This window comes from Halobacillus salinarum, from assembly GCF_022919095.1.
GTDB lineage: Bacteria > Bacillota > Bacilli > Bacillales > Halobacillaceae > Halobacillus_B > Halobacillus_B salinarum.
In genome coordinates, this window is sequence record NZ_CP095073.1 from 4,145,538 (window position 1) to 4,162,500 (window position 16,963).

A 16,963-nucleotide genomic window follows, 5' to 3' on the forward strand; every position below is an offset into this window, starting at 1 on the left:
AAATCCAATTTTTCTTAAACCCTATGATGCAAGGATTTAGGGCGTTATTACATCATGCCGCCCATTCCGCCCATGCCACCCATGTCTGGCATGCCGCCGCCTGCGCCGTTGTCTTCTTCTGGAAGATCAGCAACGACTGCTTCAGTAGTCAAGAACATTGCGGCTACGGAAGCTGCGTTTTGTAGTGCGGAACGTGTTACTTTTGTTGGGTCAACGATACCGGAATCAACCATGTTTACCCATTCGCCGGTAGCTGCGTTGAAGCCGACTCCGACTGCTTCGCCTTTGAGACGTTCAACGATGATGGATCCTTCAAGACCTGCATTGTGAACGATTTGGCGAACTGGCTCTTCTAGTGCACGAAGAACGATGCTTGCGCCGGTAGCTTCGTCGTCAGATAGTTCAAGACCGGCTACAGAGTTGATGATGTTTACAAGTGCTGTACCACCACCAGCTACGATACCTTCTTCTACAGCTGCTCGAGTAGAGTTCAAGGCATCTTCAATGCGAAGCTTGCGCTCTTTCAATTCTGTCTCGGTTGCAGCACCGACTTTGATGACAGCTACGCCGCCGGTAAGTTTAGCAAGGCGCTCCTGCAATTTTTCTTTATCGAATTCAGAAGTGGATTCTTCTGCCTGTGCACGGATTTGTGCAACACGGGAAGAAATCTGTTCAGGGTTTCCTGAACCTTCTACAATCGTTGTGTTTTCTTTTGTGATGACCACTTTAGACGCGCGTCCAAGCTGGTCAATTGTTGTATTCTTCAGATCAAGACCAAGGTCTTCTGTTACGACTTGACCGCCTGTAAGAGTAGCGATGTCTTCAAGCATTGCTTTACGGCGATCGCCGAAGCCTGGTGCTTTCACAGCAACTGCGTTAAATGTACCGCGCAGTTTGTTCACCACAAGTGTTGCAAGAGCTTCGCCTTCAACGTCTTCAGAGATTAGAAGCAATGGCTTAGATTGCTGTACCACTTGCTCAAGGACAGGAAGAACTTCCTGGATGTTGTTGATTTTCTTATCTGTAATAAGAATGTACGGATCTTCAAGAACCGCTTCCATTTTATCCTGGTCAGTGACCATGTATGGAGAAGCGTATCCGCGGTCGAACTGCATACCTTCTACAACTTCAAGCTCCGTGCTGAAGCCTTTGGATTCTTCAATGGTGATCACACCATCGTTACCTACGCGTTCCATAGCTTCTGCAATGATTTGTCCTACTTCGTTGTCAGAAGCAGAGATAGAAGCTACTTGAGAAATGGAGTCGCGGCCTTCGATCGGCTTAGAAATTTTGCGAAGCTCTTCAGTTGCTAATTCTGTCGCTTTTTCAATTCCGCGGCGGATGCCTACTGGGTTCGCACCGGAAGTTACGTTTTTAAGACCTTCACGAATCATAGCCTGTGCCAAAACCGTTGCAGTTGTAGTACCGTCACCAGCAACATCGTTTGTTTTGGAAGCTACTTCAGATACAAGCTGTGCACCCATGTTTTCGTATTTGTCTTCAAGCTCGATTTCTTTTGCAATGGTTACACCGTCATTCGTAATCAGCGGGGAACCGAATTTTTTATCAAGAACGACGTTACGTCCTTTTGGTCCTAAGGTTACTTTTACAGCGTTTGCCAGTGTGTCTACCCGCGCAGCATCGCACGGCGTGCGTCTTCACTAAACTTAATTTCTTTAGCCATACTATATATCCTCCTTATCAATCTCGTATCGATGTCAATGTATTGTCTTACACGTGCTTAAGTAGTTACTGAACGACGGCAAGTACGTCAGATTCGCGCAGAATCAAGTATTCGCTGCCTTCGTACTTCACTTCTGTACCTGCGAACTTAGAATAAATCACACGATCGCCAGCAGATACTTCAAGAGCTACTTTTTCACCGTTGTCTGTCACGCGGCCGGTACCAACAGCAACAACCTTGCCTTCTTGAGGCTTTTCCTTCGCTGAATCAGGAAGCACGATTCCGCTGGCAGTGGTTTGTTCTTCTTCAATTAACTCAATAACAATACGATCACCTAATGGCTTTAACAATTAGGACACCCTCCTCGATAAGGTATTATCAGTTTTTGTCGTTTGTTAGCACTCGCAAGTTAAGAGTGCTAACACAATTATTATAATAATCAATTCATTCTAGATTTTCAAGTAAAAACAAACGAAATTTTCTACATATTTTTTTCCATGGAAAACCCTTATTCTTACGTCAGGTTTTTAAGTTGTGATAGAATACATAAAGTAAGAAAAAGAGCGCACAAAATCAAATCGCCTCTTATCTATATAGGTTTTTTTACTATGAAAAGGAGCCGTGAATGTATGCCATTACGCTATTGGGGGATCATTGCCAGTTATGTAGTCATTGCTCAGCTTTCTTCCATCGTTGGAGTCGGCTGGCTTTATAACGGTACCGGTCTCGATAAATATCAGGCGCTTGCCGTCTGGTCAGTCATCACTTTTGCGTTAACAACGATTATTGCTCTAGCCAGTTTACGTCCTGATATGAAGGAAGCAGCGATGCGAAGCGACAAAGCCGGCATAGGCTCAACTACCTTGTGGGCAGTCGCCGGAGTCTTTCTCGCCTTATTTTCACAAATGATTGCCGCCTATATTGAAAGCTTGTTCGGCATCAGTTCCGCTTCTGAAAACACGATGAATTTAATGGAAATTGCCCGTAAAGCCCCGTTATTCATCTTTATCCCGGTGCTGTTTGCCCCGATTCTGGAAGAGATCATTTTCCGGAAAATTATTTTCGGTTCGCTTTATAAACGGACGAATTTCTTTGTGGCCGTCATTATTTCGGCACTCGTCTTTGGGCTTTTCCATTTTGATGTAACCCATCTCTTTGTTTATTTCGCCATGGGTGTCGTTTTCGCCTTCCTTTATGTAAAAACAAAACGAATTATTACACCGATTATTGCCCATATGGCGATGAACTCGCTTGTCGTGCTGACACAGTTTAATCTGCCGGAAGAAAAAATCCGCGAAATTCAGGAACAAATGCAAACCATCTTAACTGGAGGCCTTTGGTAGTATGAGAATTTCACCCCTCTATATGGCTTTCATTTACTTTGGCTTAGCCCTTGGCTTTATGTATATTGCCGCTCAGGCTGGCCACGAAACCATATGGAATGTGACCACGCTGCTGCTGGCTGCGGTTGCCACCTTTAATATTGCGGTCGCAATCCGCTTGCTGCAGCTCTACATCCGTATTCAGAAATCAATGAAATAACGAAGCAAAGGAGAATCTGTATGCCCCACCATTTATTAGCCGGAGAACGATTGAAGCTTACGACACTGTCCGATGAGGATTTACACATTTTAACCAACTGGTATACAGATTCCCGCTTCCTCAGACGCTTTGATGCCCTGCCCCCGAAGCCGAAGTCCTTTGCGACTCTGCAGGAATGGCGCGATCAGGCTTCAAAGGATAACAACCACTTTCTTTTTGCCATGCGGGAAGCCCACAAGTTTATCGGCTACGTCGAGCTTGAAGGCATCCTCTGGTCACAGCGTAACGGCTGGGTGACAATCGGCATCGGTGAAGAGCTCAACCAGGGGAAAGGCTATGGCACAGAAGCCATGGAGCTTATTATGGAATACGCGTTCCAGGAGTTGAACCTGCACCGGCTGCAGCTGACTGTATTTGAATACAACACAGCCGCGATTCGAATGTATGAAAAGCTCGGCTTTACCCGTGAAGGTGCCCACCGTGAATTTATACTCCGGGACGGCGAAGCGTATGACATGTATTTGTACGGCATTCTTCACCGCGAGTGGAAAGAAAAATATAAGGGATCATAACCTGCAGGAAGTCTTCTCCTGCAGGTTTTTTCTTATTGTTGGTCAGATCGGTACACTCCAAGCCTTTATGCAAACACTCTCTCCCAGCTGTCCTCACAAAATTAAAAACGCAGCAGGAGTCTCAGCTCCCGCGTTCCTTTTCCACACCTTTTAAAATAAACGTAATTGGCATCGCAATCGCAAGCACGACCGCTGAAACGAGAAAAGCTTCATTCAGCGTCTGCAGAGTGGCCGCCTGCATATCTACATCAGGCAGCGAAGAGATCTGCGCGCGCCGCACTTCGTAATAGATCGAGAAAAATACGATTCCTAACGAAGAAGACACCTGCCTGATAATATTGTTCATCGCGGATCCTTGAGCGACAAGCTGTTCAGGAATCGCATTCATACCGGAAGTCGTTGCCGGCATATTGCCCATTCCCATGCCGACGCCGCGGATCGTGTTTAATACAACGATCCACCAGAACGGCGTCGACAGCTTCAGCATGCCTAAGCCAAAGGTGGAAAGAGCCATAATCGCAAGTCCTGGCGGCACGACGAACTTCGGCCCTTTTTTATCGAGGATCCGGCCGCCGATCGACATAAACAAGCCGCTCGCTGCAGCCGCTGGTAAAAACAACAGACCGGTCATGATTTCGTTCATGCCGTACACGTTTTGCACGAGCAGCGGCAAAAGAAAAATCCCGGAGAACAGTCCGATCGAAGCCGATGACGTTGCCACGATCGAAACCGCATAAGTCGGAACCTTAAACACAGACAGGTTTAACAGTGGATCCTTCTGGCGGTTTTCATAGAAGACAAACACGACGACAGCGGCAATGCCTCCGAGTATTAAGATCAAGTTTACCGGATCAGTCAGTCTGTCTAGAGTTTTGCCGCGGCCAAGCGCATACAGCACCGCTCCAATCCCAAGGGTTACGATGAGAAAGCCGCCGAGGTCAAATTTTTTCTCAGGGTCGGTCTCTGTCCGCTCAAGAAAATTCACAGACAAGAAGAGTCCCATCAAACCGAACGGGATGTTAAAGGCAAACAGCCACGGCCAGTCCAAATATTGAATGAGCACACCGCCAATGGTCGGGCCGATTGCCGGAGCAACCATTGCTGCGACCCCATACACGCCGACCGCAAGTCCCCGCTCGTGCCGGGGAAAGGAATTAAAGATCAGCGCCATAGCGATCGGCATCATTAAGCCGCCCGCCATCCCTTGAATCGCCCGGGAGATGATCACCATGCTGAGTGTTTGTGAGAAAAACCCGGATAACGAACCGGCAATGAAAATCGCAAGTCCGGTAATGTACACCTTTTTCTTGCCGAATCGTTCGCCAAAATAGCCGGTCAGCGGCATCGTCATTCCCATGGATACCATAAAAATCGTTAAGATCCAGCCGACTGCCACCGCATTGGAATCAAAGATCTCGATAAACCGCGGCAGCGTCGGATTCAGCATACTGTTGTTTAAAATGACCGTAAATGTCCCAAACAGCACCGATACGACAACAAGCCATTTGTTCGGAAGTTTCTTCATAGCCGTTCCTCCACATCTATAGTCCCTTCTATTGTTTAGACATTTATTTCGGGTTTCAAACAAAAAAAGGACAACCGAATCGGTTCTCCTTTTGGTTATTCTTCTTCCTCTTCCTCGCCGGTGAGCGGGTAATGCTTTAAGAAATAGACGAGCGCCTGCAGCTCAATCGATAAATCAATATGGTGCACCCGCACGCTGTTCGGTACAGTAATTCTTGCCGGGGTGAAGTTTAAGATGCCTGAGACGCCAGCGTCCACGAGTCGGTCGGCTATTCCCTGGGCAGCTGAAGCGGGTACGGTGAGTATGGCCACTGTTAAATCGGTGATCTTGTTTTCCAGGTCGTCGATATGTTCAACGGGCACGCCGCCGACTTTCTGCCCGACCCTTTCTTTGTTCGTGTCAAAAGCGACTTCGATCTTCGTATTATTGTTTTTCGTAAAATTATAGTTTAAGAATGCCGTCCCCAGATTCCCGACCCCGATTAAGGCAACCTTGGTCGTCTCATCCTGGTCGAGCGTTTTTCTGAAAAAGGAAAGCAGGTATTCTACATTATAGCCATAGCCTTTTTTCCCGAGCGCTCCGAAATATGAAAAATCTCTGCGGATCGTTGCCGAGTCCACCTTTACGGCTTCACTTAGCTCCTTCGAAGAGACTCTCATTTTGCCCTGGCTATGTAAATTGTTTAAAAAACGGTAGTACAGCGGTAACCGTTTGGCTGTTGCCTGAGGTATCTTAGTTTGTTCCAGATCCATTTCGTCTCCTCCTCTATGTGTCCTGACGCTTGAAATCGCCGCTTTTGCCGCCGGTTTTTTCCTCCAGGTACGTTGGTCCGATGACCATTCCTTTGTCGACAGCTTTACACATATCATACACCGTCAGTGCTGCTGCGGACGCGGCCGTTAGCGCTTCCATTTCTACTCCCGTGCTGCCCTTCGTTTTAACTGAAGCCCGGATTAACAGCTCCGGCCCACCCTGTGCAGTATCCCAGTCGAACGTCACATCGACGCCTTTTAAAGGAAGCGGATGGCACATAGGAATCCAGTCCGGGGTATTTTTGGCGGCCATAATCCCAGCCACCTGGGCCACAGACAATACATCGCCCTTCGCGATATCGTTGGTGGTTATTTTTTTGTAAATGACTTCATTGACTTGCACACTGGAGCGGGCAACGGCTGTCCGCACGGTCTCTCCTTTTTCAGAGATATCGACCATTCTGGCCCGGCCTTGCTCGTTGAAATGGGTAAAATCAGCCATCTCCTTCACTCCTTCGTTCAAAAAAATTTCACAATCTCGGTAACTGAAAGACTACTCTTATTCTACCAAAAAATCAACAGGAAGTCGTTAAAGATTTCACAAAGTGGAGTCTCGAACCTTGCTACTTCCTTCCTACATAAGATACACTTATGGCATTGAGGTGAAACGACATGATTCTCATGCAATTAAATCAAGTAACGAAGCGCTTTGGCGCCGAGTTAATTTTATCGGATATTAAGCTTGAAGTACAAAAGAATGACCGGATCGCCATCGTCGGCCGGAACGGTGCCGGCAAATCGACGCTGCTCAAAATGATGGCCGGGGAAATCAGCCATGATTCCGGTAACATATTCAAACCCAAAGAGACGACGATCGGTTATTTAGCTCAAAACACCGGGCTCCAGTCCGACAAGTCGATCTTTGAGGAAATGGAGCAGGTCTTTGCCGGCTTGAAAAAGCTTGAAGCGGAACTTCGGGATATGGAAGCAAAGATGGCGGATCCCGTGTTGTTAAATGATCAGCAGAAGTACGAACAGCTGCTCAGTGATTATGATAAAAGGCAGGTAAACTTCAAGACCTCGGGCGGCTATCAGTACGAAGCAGATATTAAAGCTGTCTTAAACGGACTGAATTTTTCTGATAAAGATTGGGCCACGCCGATCTCAACCCTCAGCGGCGGTCAGAAAACCCGTCTTGCTTTAGGGAAGCTTCTGCTTTCTGCTCCTGATGTCCTCATTCTTGATGAACCGACGAACCATTTGGATATCGATACCCTCGCCTGGCTGGAAGGCTACCTGCAGAATTACAGCGGGGCCGTTGTCATCGTCTCCCACGACCGTTATTTCCTCGATAAAATCGTAAACACCGTTTATGAAATTGCCTTCCAATCCTCCAAAAAGTATCATGGCAATTACAGTGACTACTTGCAGAAGAAGGAAGCGGAATTCGAGCTGGAAATGAAGCGTTATGAAAAACAGCAGGCAGAGATTAAGCGGATGGAGGATTTTATCCAAAAGAATATCGTACGCGCCACCACAAGTAAGCGTGCCCAAAGCAGACGCAAGCAGCTGGAGAAAATGGACAAGCTCTATAAACCGAAAGAGGACAGCCAGTCCGCTAAATTCAGCTTTGAAGTCGCCAAAAAAAGTGGCAATGACGTACTGAAGCTGAGGAATCTTGCCTTTCAATACGAGGAGCAGGGACCGAGCCTGTTTCACGATTTGAACCTTGACTTAAGCCGCGGCGATTCCGTGGCGCTCGTCGGTCCAAACGGTGTCGGGAAAACGACGCTATTAAAGACCATTCTCGGTCAGCTCCAGGTGTCCAGCGGAGATATTAAACTGGGAACGAACGTGGAGATCGGTTACTATGATCAGGAACAGACGATTTTAAACCCGAAGAAAACCGTGCTTCAGGAGCTTTGGGATGAATACCCGCTTACGAATGAAAAAGATATCCGCACCGTGCTTGGCAACTTCCTGTTTTCCGGGGAAGATGTCTTAAAGCCCGTATCCGCTCTAAGCGGCGGTGAAAAAGCGCGGCTGTCCCTTGCCAAGCTGATGATGCAAAAAGCTAATTTTCTCGTACTCGATGAACCGACGAACCACCTGGATTTAGATAGTAAAGAAGTGCTGGAGGCAGCGCTCGTCGATTATCCCGGCACCCTGTTGTTTGTCTCTCACGACCGTTATTTTATTAACAAAATCGCGACCCAGGTCGTAGAAATGCAGCCGGATGAAACGAGGATGTTCCTCGGCGACTATGACTATTATGCTGCGAAGAAACAGGAAGAGTACGAACTGAAAAAGCTGGAGGAGCAAGACAGAAACGAGCAATCTAAGAACAAAGAAGAGCCTCAGGCGAAGGATACCTTTTCTCAGGACAAAGCTGCGAAGCGGGAAAACCGCCGAAGAAATCGCCGGATCGCTGAGATTGAAAGTGAAATTGAAGCAATTGAAGCGAAGCTTGAAGAAAATGACACCGCCCTCTGTGATCCGGAAGTGTTTCAAGATCATGAACAAACGCTTGCCATTACAGAAGACAACCACCAATTAAATGAAAAGCTCGAGCAGCTCATGGAAGAATGGGAAGAGCTGCATGAAGATTAATCCGTCTCCTCGTTTGAGACGGTTTTTTTATGTGCAGTGTGTATAAGATTGTATGTCTGGTGTGCTATATCCACAGACCAGGTGGATAACTTTCATTGAAATAATAATTCTCAACAGGGTTATACACATTATCCACAACTAAGTATACATTTATCCACAAAAATGACAGCGATTCCTTTCCTGTTTCGTAGCTGTTGTGCATAACTTATCCACTGAATAAATATACGGTTGTGTATAAATAGAAAGAGAGCAGTCCCCTATAGGAAACTGCTCTCTTTCTATTTACTTGATTGATTTATTGTCCTGCATCCAGTGCAGCCGTTCTGAGCTCTTCAAGGAAATGGATCCTTGGGGTCCCCAGAAGTTATTCAACGTTTTTTGAGTGTGCTCAATAATATGAGGAGCTGATAAGTGCTCGGCGTCATTGGTCGTATGGCCATCGGTGATGAGTGTGACGTGATAACCTAAATCAAAAGCGCCTCTGCAGGTGGAATCAACACAATAATCGGTCTGGGCGCCTCCGATATACACATGAGTGACTTCCATATCTTCAAGAGTTTTCTGTAAGTTCGTTTTGGTGAATGCGTTCGGTACACTTTTGTGGACAACGACTTCAGATGGGAGCGGCTGTTCAAGCTCAGGATGCAGTTCCCAGCCGGACTCTCCTCTTTCTAAAGGACCTTCCGGATCTTCATGCTGCACATAAATAACAGGGACCTTCTCTTCTCTTGCTTTACGAATGACTTCATTTAACTGGCCGATGATTTCCTCTCGTTTGTACGCATTTGCAACGACCGCTTTTTGCACGTCAATCACTAAGAGGGCTGCCTTTTCCACCTATAGCACTCCCTTTCCTTAATTTGTATTCCTAATTTTTATACTACTTCTTTCACTGCGCCATTTCATTACATTTAAGAAATCTTAACAAAAAAGCCATTCTCAATTAAGAATGGCAGAAAATAAAGGTTTTTTCGACACTATTGGTGAAAAGACTCGTTCTTCCTTGCTCCGTACTGCTCTAAGTCCAAGCCTGGATTTGCATTTAAATCCCAACCCGCTCTGTGTCCCTGTTGATAGGCAACTGCGCCGGCCACAGCAATCATAGCTGCGTTATCCGTGCATAAATGCAGCGGTGGAATCATCAAATCGATCTCTGATCCGGCGAATTTTTCTTCAAGCATCGCCCGCAGGCCGCGGTTTGCTGCCACCCCTCCAGCGACGATTACCTGCTTCACTCCATAATCCATGGCAGCTTTATAGGTTTTTGTGGATAACACCTCAACCACACTTGCTTGAAAGCTTGCCGCCACATCTTCCGGCTTGTATTCTACACCTTTTTGGCTGGCATTATGGAGCTTGTTGATCACTGCTGATTTTAACCCGCTGAAGCTGAAATCGTACGAGCCCTTCTCAAGCCACGCCCGGGGAAAGTCGATGACTTCCGAGCCTTTTTGAGCAAGCTGATCGATCTGCGGTCCCCCGGGATAAGGGAGCTTTAACGTTCGTGCCACCTTGTCATAAGCTTCTCCAGCGGCATCGTCGCGTGTTTCACCGATCACCTCAAAAGAGCCGTGCTCTTTCATAAGTATCAGCTCCGTATGCCCTCCGGAAACAACGAGAGATAATAACGGAAATTCAAACTCCTTCTCAAGACGATTGGCGTAAATATGACCGGCAATGTGATGCACACCAACGAGCGGCTTTTGTTTGGCATAAGCGACAGCCTTCGCTGCATTGACGCCGATCAACAGCGCTCCAACTAAACCCGGTCCTTCAGTCACCGCTATGGCGTCTATGTCATCTAAGGTAAGATTCGCTTCGGTAAGCGCTTCTTCCAACGTAATTGTTATTTGCTCAATATGGTGACGGGAAGCAATCTCAGGTACAACACCGCCAAAACGTTTATGACTCTCAATTTGAGAAGCAACCACATTGGCTGCGAGTTCCCGCTCATTTTTAACAATGGCCACTGCCGTTTCGTCACAGCTTGTTTCTATCGCTAGTAAATATTGATCTTTGTTCATTTTAACCCCACCCACATAACTAACGCGTCTTCTCCGTTATCGGTATAATAATGTTTTCGTATCCCGCCTGGTTTCATTCCGAATTTTCTATACAAATGCTGAGCCGCGGTATTTGAGACTCTGACTTCCAAAGATAATTGGATCGCCCCGCCTTCAATGGCCTCCATAAAAGTCCGGCGGAACAAGTCCTCGCCATATTTCTGTCCTCGAAATTCCGGATGAATCGCAATGTTGGTAATATGAGCTTCATCAATGATCAGCCATAAACCACAGTATCCAAACACCCTTCCACCTTCCTCTATCACAAAATAATGGGCGTAAGGATTGTCAAGCACCTCATTACGAAACGTTTCTTCTGTCCAGGGAACTGCAAATGATGCCTTTTCGACATCCATAACCTCTTCAATATCTTCTGTTTCCATCGGTCTGATTGAAGCCATCAGCTCTTCTCCTGCTGGGCGAGCCACTTGGCTTCTGCTTCAGGCAGCCGCAGATAATTCGGGACGAGCTCATGCAATGGCCCAGGCTTTTGATTTTTGCCGGCAAGCGCGACTAGTGAAGGCCGAGCAAAATGATACGGCGCTTCTGGAATCACGGCTTGGCTGCCTAGAATCTCTTTAACCTGCTCTTTATGCAGCGCTATATCCTGGCTGATAAACAAAACCGGACGATCCAAGCCTTTCAGCTCCTCCAGCCAATTCTGCATACCTATATTGGTTTCCTTCTTCACTTCATTCATTTTAGAATCATACAAACCTGTGTACACAAGTCCCCTTCTCGCATCAAAAAAAGGACAGATGAAGCCATTAAAATAAGCGCCTTGTCTTGCTGCTGCCTCAAGGCTCGAAACGCCGACGACCGGGATATTCAATGCCCACGCCATCGTTTTCGCAGTGGTTAAGCCGATCCTTACTCCTGTATAGGAACCCGGTCCCTTAGCTACGACAATTCTATCCAGATCCTCAGGCGCCATACTCGTTTCCTTCATCAGCTCATCGATGGCCGGCATTAACCTTATGGAATGATTCTTTTTTATGTTCGTAACAAGCTCTCCAAGTACTACTTCGTCTTTCATAATCGAAATGCCCATTACGTAATTAGACGTATCAATGGCTAAAATATTCATCCTATTATCTCCTTACAAACCTCTTCATAACGGGAGGAAGAAGCCTCAAGCTTGAACAACCGCTTCGATTCGTTGATAGAGTTAATCACAATATCCAGCCGCTGTGTGGGTAAGTATTCTTCAATAAAATGCGCCCATTCCACAACCGTGACACCTTCCCCTGAAAAGTATTCGTCGAAACCAAGGTCCTCCTCACTTTCCTCGAGACGATAAACGTCCATATGGTAAAAGGGAAGCCTCCCTTGATATTCCTTTATCATAGTAAAAGTAGGACTGTTAATCGTTCTTTTGACTCCAAGACCGCGTCCCAAACCTTTCGTAAAGGTTGTTTTTCCGGCCCCTAAATCACCTTCTAATGTTAAAACATCTCCCGGAAGGAGCTTTTCGCCCAGCCGCTCAGCCAGATCCATGGTTTCTTCAGGAGAGTATGTGTAGATTTCAAACGTGGCCAAAGCTAATTCTCTCCTCCCTGCAAATGTGTATATCCTGCTTTTTTCAAAGTCGTTACTTGTCCATTTTCATTAAGAAAAACCTGTCCACTCTGGGAAGATGGTTTTTCGACGTGTCCGATTTCGTGCACTGGCAATTTTAAATCATCCGCCGCCTTTTGTACACTCGCCCAATCTTCCTTCGCTACAGTACCCAGCAATTCAAAGTCCTCACCGCCGCGGAGCATCCACTGATGATAATCATCAGGAAACAATGTTCGCAAAGCCGTCGAATGAGGAATTTTATTTAGGTCAAGTTGCAGATCGACGTGCGACGCCTCAGCAATTTCATTCGCCTCATTCGCTATCCCATCACTCACGTCATTTAAGCAGACCCGGGGATAGCTGCTAAAGCAGCAGCGAATTCCACCCGCGCTTCCGGCAGCCTGTGCCGCTTTACTAAATAATCCCCTTCTCAGAAGGGTTAAATCCTTTCAATAAGCACTCGAGGCCGCCGCGGGAATCTCCTAACGTGCCTGTTGCAAACACAAGATCTCCCGGCTGCGCATGAGAACGGTAACGGGCTTTCCCTTTTTCCACATAACCAATAACCGTAATGGAGATGGTCAATTCTTTTCCAGAAACCGTGTCTCCTCCGATTAAATCAATGCGGTACTCCTCAGCGAGCTCTCTCATACCTCTATAAAGCTCATGAAGCTCCTGCTGAATAAAGTGGTCAGGAACAACAATGGATACCAGATAAAAAGCCGGTTTGCTTCCCATTGCCGCTAGATCGCTTAAGTTAGCCGCAAGCGCTCGGAACCCCATATGAAAAGGTTCCATTGTATCTTTGGAAAAATGCACTCCATTTACCATCGTATCCACGGAAGTTACAACCTGCCTGTCTTTCGGTTCAAACACCGCAGCGTCATCATTGATTCCTTTGATTAAAGACTCCTGATGATAAGCAGAGGGACGAATGGATTGAATAAATGAAAATTCATCCATAGAACTCCACCTCTTTTAATGTATTAGTATTATTATACCAATTGAAGAAGGTAAATAAAAAAATCCATAATAAAAGCCTTAGGAGATTTTCCTAAGGCTGATGTATGCAATTCAAATGGCGGTCCGGACGGGACTCGAACCCGCGACCTCCTGCGTGACAGGCAGGCATTCTAACCAACTGAACTACCGGACCTTTAATACCTGTTTATGTAATAACAATAAGTCGAACAATGGCTTCCTTGAGGAAGTTAATTCGACGTAGTTAATTGGATATTATGGTTGCCCTTACAGGACTCCTATTTCCAATTAGCAAAGAAGTGAAATCGACGTAGTTAATTGGATATTATGGTTGCGGGGGCAGGATTTGAACCTGCGACCTCCGGGTTATGAGCCCGACGAGCTACCAGACTGCTCTACCCCGCGATAGTGTGGGAAATTCTTTTGTAGTTCCCATAAAATTTTTCAGTTCGACTGTTCGTCGCGTTGCAAGGTGTTTCGGAGAAGCTTACGCTCCTCACAAGACCTACATTGAAGCAAATTCAAGATGTTTACGATCTTGCTCTACCCCGCGATAGTGTGGGAATATCTTCTATATTACCCATAAATGATGATAATATACAAACAATGTGGCAGCGTCCTACTCTCACGGGGATCGACCCGACTACCATCGGCGCTGAAGAGCTTAACTGCTGTGTTCGGCATGGGAACAGGTGTGACCTCTTCGCCGTTACTACCACATCATTTGGATTGTTGAGGTGAACCCTCAAAACTGGATAAGTGCACATTCAAACGAACTCGAAACATCATAGTTGTATGTCTAGCTTCCGCTTTTCAATTTAGATAAGTCATCGATCGATTAGTATCCGTCAGCTGCACGTGTCACCACGCGTCCACCTCGGACCTATCTACCTCATCGTCTCTGAGGGATCTTATTACCTTAGAGGTAAGGGAAATCTCATCTCAAGGGGGGCTTCATGCTTAGATGCTTTCAGCACTTATCCCGTCCACACGTAGCTACCCAGCGATGCTCCTGGCGGAACAACTGGTACACCAGCGGTGTGTCCATCCCGGTCCTCTCGTACTAAGGACAGCTCCTTTCAGATTTCCAACGCCCACGACGGATAGGGACCGAACTGTCTCACGACGTTCTGAACCCAGCTCGCGTACCGCTTTAATGGGCGAACAGCCCAACCCTTGGGACCGACTACAGCCCCAGGATGCGATGAGCCGACATCGAGGTGCCAAACCTCCCCGTCGATGTGGACTCTTGGGGAGATAAGCCTGTTATCCCCGGGGTAGCTTTTATCCGTTGAGCGACGGCCCTTCCATGCGGAACCGCCGGATCACTAAGCCCGACTTTCGTCCCTGCTCGACTTGTAGGTCTCGCAGTCAAGCTCCCTTGTGCCTTTACACTCTGCGAATGATTTCCAACCATTCTGAGGGAACCTTTGGGCGCCTCCGTTACCTTTTAGGAGGCGACCGCCCCAGTCAAACTGCCCACCTGACACTGTCTCCGGACCGGATCACGGTCCTGGGTTAGAATGTCCGTACAGCCAGGGTAGTATCCCACCAGCGCCTCCACCGAAGCTGGCGCTCCGGCTTCTCTGGCTCCTACCTATCCTGTACAAGCTGTACCAACATTCAATATCAGGCTACAGTAAAGCTCCACGGGGTCTTTCCGTCCTGTCGCGGGTAATGCGCATCTTCACGCATAGTATAATTTCACCGGGTCTCTCGTTGAGACAGTGCCCAAGTCGTTGCACCTTTCGTGCGGGTCGGAACTTACCCGACAAGGAATTTCGCTACCTTAGGACCGTTATAGTTACGGCCGCCGTTTACTGGGGCTTCGGTTCAGCGCTTCGCCAAAAGCTAACGCATCCCCTTAACCTTCCAGCACCGGGCAGGTGTCAGCCCCTATACTTCGCCTTACGGCTTCGCAGAGACCTGTGTTTTTGGTAAACAGTCGCTTGGGCCTTTTCACTGCGGCTCCTCGGCAGAGGAGCACCCCTTCTCCCGAAGTTACGGGGTCATTTTGCCGAGTTCCTTAACGAGAGTTCTCCCGCTCACCTTAGGATCCTCTCCTCGCCTACCTGTGTTGGTTTGCGGTACGGGCACCTCTTTCCTCACTAGAGGATTTTCTTGGCAGTGTGAACTCAGGAGCTTCGGTACTTTAGTTCCCTCCCCATCACAGCTTGACGTTCCCACCGGACGGATTTGCCTATCCGGCCGTCTTGCTGCTTGGACGCGCTCATCCAATGGCGCGCTCTCCCTATCCTCCTGCGTCTCCCCGTCGTTCAAACGGAAAGGAGGTGGTACAGGAATATCCACCTGTTGTCCATCGCCTACGCCTGTCGGCCTCGGCTTAGGTCCCGACTAACCCTGAGAGGACGAGCCTTCCTCAGGAACCCTTAGGCTTTCGGTGAAAGAGATTCTCACTCTTTTTTCGCTACTCATACCGGCATTCTCACTTCTAAGCGCTCCACCAGTCCTTACGGTCTGACTTCACCGCCCTTAGAACGCTCTCCTACCACTGATCGTAAGATCAATCCGCAGCTTCGGTGGTGTGTTTAGCCCCGGTATATTTTCGGCGCAGAGTCACTCGACCAGTGAGCTATTACGCACTCTTTCAATGATGGCTGCTTCTAAGCCAACATCCTGGTTGTCTAAGCAACTCCACATCCTTTTCCACTTAACACACACTTAGGGACCTTAGCTGGCGGTCTGGGCTGTTTCCCTCTCGACCATGAACCTTATCACCCACGGTCTGACTCCCAGAACAAAGTCGCTGGCATTCGGAGTTTGACTGAATTCGGTAACCCGATAGGGGCCCCTCGTCCAATCAGTGCTCTACCTCCAAGACTTTCTATTCTGAGGCTAGCCCTAAAGCTATTTCGGAGAGAACCAGCTATCTCCGTGTTCGATTGGCATTTCACCCCTACCCACACCTCATCCCCGCAATTTTCAACTTGCGTGGGTTCGGGCCTCCAGTCAGTGTTACCTGACCTTCACCCTGGACATGGGTAGATCACACGGTTTCGGGTCTACGACCGCATACTCACTCGCCCTGTTCAGACTCGCTTTCGCTGCGGCTCCGCCGCTCACGGCTTAACCTTGCATACAGTCGTAACTCGCCGGTTCATTCTACAAAAGGCACGCCGTCACCCATTAACGGGCTCCGACTACTTGTAGGCACACGGTTTCAGGATCTCTTTCACTCCCCTTCCGGGGTGCTTTTCACCTTTCCCTCACGGTACTGGTTCGCTATCGGTCACTAGGGAGTATTTAGCCTTGGGAGATGGTCCTCCCGGATTCCGACGGAATTTCTCGTGTTCCGCCGTACTCAGGATCCACTCCGGAGGAAGAAAGGTTTCGGCTACAGGGCTGTTACCTGCTCTGGCTGATCGTTCCAGATCGATTCGCCTACCTTTCTTCTTGGTAACTCCAAAGGAGTGTCCTACAACCCCAGAAAGCAAGCTTTCTGGTTTGGGCTGTTTCCGTTTCGCTCGCCGCTACTCGGGAAATCGCATTTGCTTTCTCTTCCTCCAGGTACTGAGATGTTTCAGTTCCCCGGGTCTGCCGTCCATGACCTATGGATTCAGTCATGGACACTATTCCATTACGAATAGTGGGTTCCCCCATTCGGAAATCTCCGGTTCACAGCCTACTTACGGCTTGCCGGAGCATATCGGTGT

Annotated in this window: 15 protein-coding genes, 2 tRNA genes, 2 rRNA genes and 1 pseudogene (1 of these 20 running past the window's edge); 4 read left to right on the forward strand and 16 right to left on the reverse strand. The window is 47.8% G+C overall.

Annotated features, from left to right (window positions below):
- Window positions 1–47: 47 nt before the first annotated feature.
- Window positions 48–1,684, reverse strand: a pseudogene (gene groL / locus MUN89_RS21190) (chaperonin GroEL).
- 65 nt (window positions 1,685–1,749) lie between these two features.
- Window positions 1,750–2,034: a co-chaperone GroES gene (gene groES / locus MUN89_RS21195; protein ID WP_244710191.1), complete on the reverse strand. Its 285-nt coding sequence runs from the start codon at window positions 2,032–2,034 to the stop codon at window positions 1,750–1,752.
- 279 nt (window positions 2,035–2,313) lie between these two features.
- On the opposite strand from groES, the gene MUN89_RS21200 reads away from it, so the two are divergent.
- The 3 genes from MUN89_RS21200 to MUN89_RS21210 are packed head-to-tail and all read left to right on the forward strand — an operon-like array spanning window position 2,314 to window position 3,798.
- The gene (locus tag MUN89_RS21200) at window positions 2,314–3,027 is read left to right on the forward strand and encodes a CPBP family intramembrane glutamic endopeptidase (protein ID WP_244710193.1); all 714 of its coding nucleotides are present in this window, start codon (window positions 2,314–2,316) and stop codon (window positions 3,025–3,027) included.
- Window position 3,028: 1 nt separating this feature from the next.
- Window positions 3,029–3,226 (forward strand): YdiK family protein, encoded by a 198-nt coding sequence (locus tag MUN89_RS21205; protein WP_244710194.1) that lies wholly within the window; start codon window positions 3,029–3,031, stop codon window positions 3,224–3,226.
- Window positions 3,227–3,246: 20 nt separating this feature from the next.
- Entirely contained in the window at window positions 3,247–3,798 is a 552-nt protein-coding gene (locus tag MUN89_RS21210) for a GNAT family N-acetyltransferase (RefSeq protein ID WP_244710196.1), read from the forward strand.
- A gap of 121 nt (window positions 3,799–3,919) precedes the next feature.
- Here the strand turns inward: MUN89_RS21210 and MUN89_RS21215 are convergent, their stop codons facing one another.
- The 3 genes from MUN89_RS21215 to moaC form a co-directional block, all read right to left on the reverse strand.
- Window positions 3,920–5,323, reverse strand: a complete 1,404-nt coding sequence (locus tag MUN89_RS21215; protein ID WP_244710198.1) for an MDR family MFS transporter — start codon at window positions 5,321–5,323, stop codon at window positions 3,920–3,922.
- A 95-nt stretch (window positions 5,324–5,418) separates the two neighbouring features.
- Complete coding sequence (locus MUN89_RS21220) at window positions 5,419–6,075, reverse strand: redox-sensing transcriptional repressor Rex (RefSeq protein WP_244710200.1); 657 nt, start codon at window positions 6,073–6,075, stop codon at window positions 5,419–5,421.
- Window positions 6,076–6,088: 13 nt separating this feature from the next.
- Window positions 6,089–6,577, reverse strand: a complete 489-nt coding sequence (gene moaC / locus MUN89_RS21225; RefSeq protein ID WP_244710202.1) for a cyclic pyranopterin monophosphate synthase MoaC — start codon at window positions 6,575–6,577, stop codon at window positions 6,089–6,091.
- A gap of 170 nt (window positions 6,578–6,747) precedes the next feature.
- Here moaC and MUN89_RS21230 point away from each other — a divergent pair, with 170 nt between their 5' ends.
- Complete coding sequence (locus MUN89_RS21230; protein ID WP_305852432.1) at window positions 6,748–8,685, forward strand: ABC-F family ATP-binding cassette domain-containing protein; 1,938 nt, start codon at window positions 6,748–6,750, stop codon at window positions 8,683–8,685.
- A 282-nt stretch (window positions 8,686–8,967) separates the two neighbouring features.
- Here MUN89_RS21230 and MUN89_RS21235 read toward each other — a convergent pair whose 3' ends face one another.
- The 11 genes from MUN89_RS21235 to MUN89_RS21280 all read right to left on the reverse strand — a co-directional run.
- Entirely contained in the window at window positions 8,968–9,522 is a 555-nt protein-coding gene (locus MUN89_RS21235; RefSeq protein ID WP_244710204.1) for a cysteine hydrolase family protein, read from the reverse strand.
- Window positions 9,523–9,662: 140 nt separating this feature from the next.
- On the reverse strand, window positions 9,663–10,709 hold the full coding sequence (tsaD, locus tag MUN89_RS21240) for a tRNA (adenosine(37)-N6)-threonylcarbamoyltransferase complex transferase subunit TsaD (protein WP_244710206.1): 1,047 nt from the start codon (window positions 10,707–10,709) through the stop codon (window positions 9,663–9,665).
- Window positions 10,706–11,149 (reverse strand): ribosomal protein S18-alanine N-acetyltransferase, encoded by a 444-nt coding sequence (rimI, locus tag MUN89_RS21245; RefSeq protein ID WP_244710208.1) that lies wholly within the window; start codon window positions 11,147–11,149, stop codon window positions 10,706–10,708. Before rimI ends, tsaD begins: the two co-directional genes overlap by 4 nt.
- Entirely contained in the window at window positions 11,149–11,835 is a 687-nt protein-coding gene (gene tsaB / locus MUN89_RS21250) for a tRNA (adenosine(37)-N6)-threonylcarbamoyltransferase complex dimerization subunit type 1 TsaB (RefSeq protein ID WP_244710210.1), read from the reverse strand. The genes rimI and tsaB overlap by 1 nt, the downstream gene beginning before the upstream one ends.
- Entirely contained in the window at window positions 11,832–12,287 is a 456-nt protein-coding gene (gene tsaE / locus MUN89_RS21255; protein ID WP_244710212.1) for a tRNA (adenosine(37)-N6)-threonylcarbamoyltransferase complex ATPase subunit type 1 TsaE, read from the reverse strand. The genes tsaB and tsaE overlap by 4 nt, the downstream gene beginning before the upstream one ends.
- 2 nt (window positions 12,288–12,289) lie before the next feature.
- Window positions 12,290–12,643 (reverse strand): AIR synthase-related protein, encoded by a 354-nt coding sequence (locus MUN89_RS22050; protein WP_318036105.1) that lies wholly within the window; start codon window positions 12,641–12,643, stop codon window positions 12,290–12,292.
- Window positions 12,644–12,722: 79 nt separating this feature from the next.
- Window positions 12,723–13,271 (reverse strand): thiamine-phosphate kinase, encoded by a 549-nt coding sequence (gene thiL, locus MUN89_RS22055; protein WP_318036106.1) that lies wholly within the window; start codon window positions 13,269–13,271, stop codon window positions 12,723–12,725.
- A 116-nt stretch (window positions 13,272–13,387) separates the two neighbouring features.
- Window positions 13,388–13,464 (reverse strand) — tRNA-Asp (locus MUN89_RS21265).
- 153 nt (window positions 13,465–13,617) lie between these two features.
- A tRNA-Met gene (locus MUN89_RS21270) sits at window positions 13,618–13,694 on the reverse strand.
- 201 nt (window positions 13,695–13,895) lie between these two features.
- Window positions 13,896–14,009 (reverse strand): 5S ribosomal RNA (gene rrf / locus MUN89_RS21275).
- A 98-nt stretch (window positions 14,010–14,107) separates the two neighbouring features.
- Window positions 14,108–16,963: ribosomal RNA gene (locus MUN89_RS21280) — 23S ribosomal RNA — on the reverse strand; it runs 64 nt beyond the window's last position.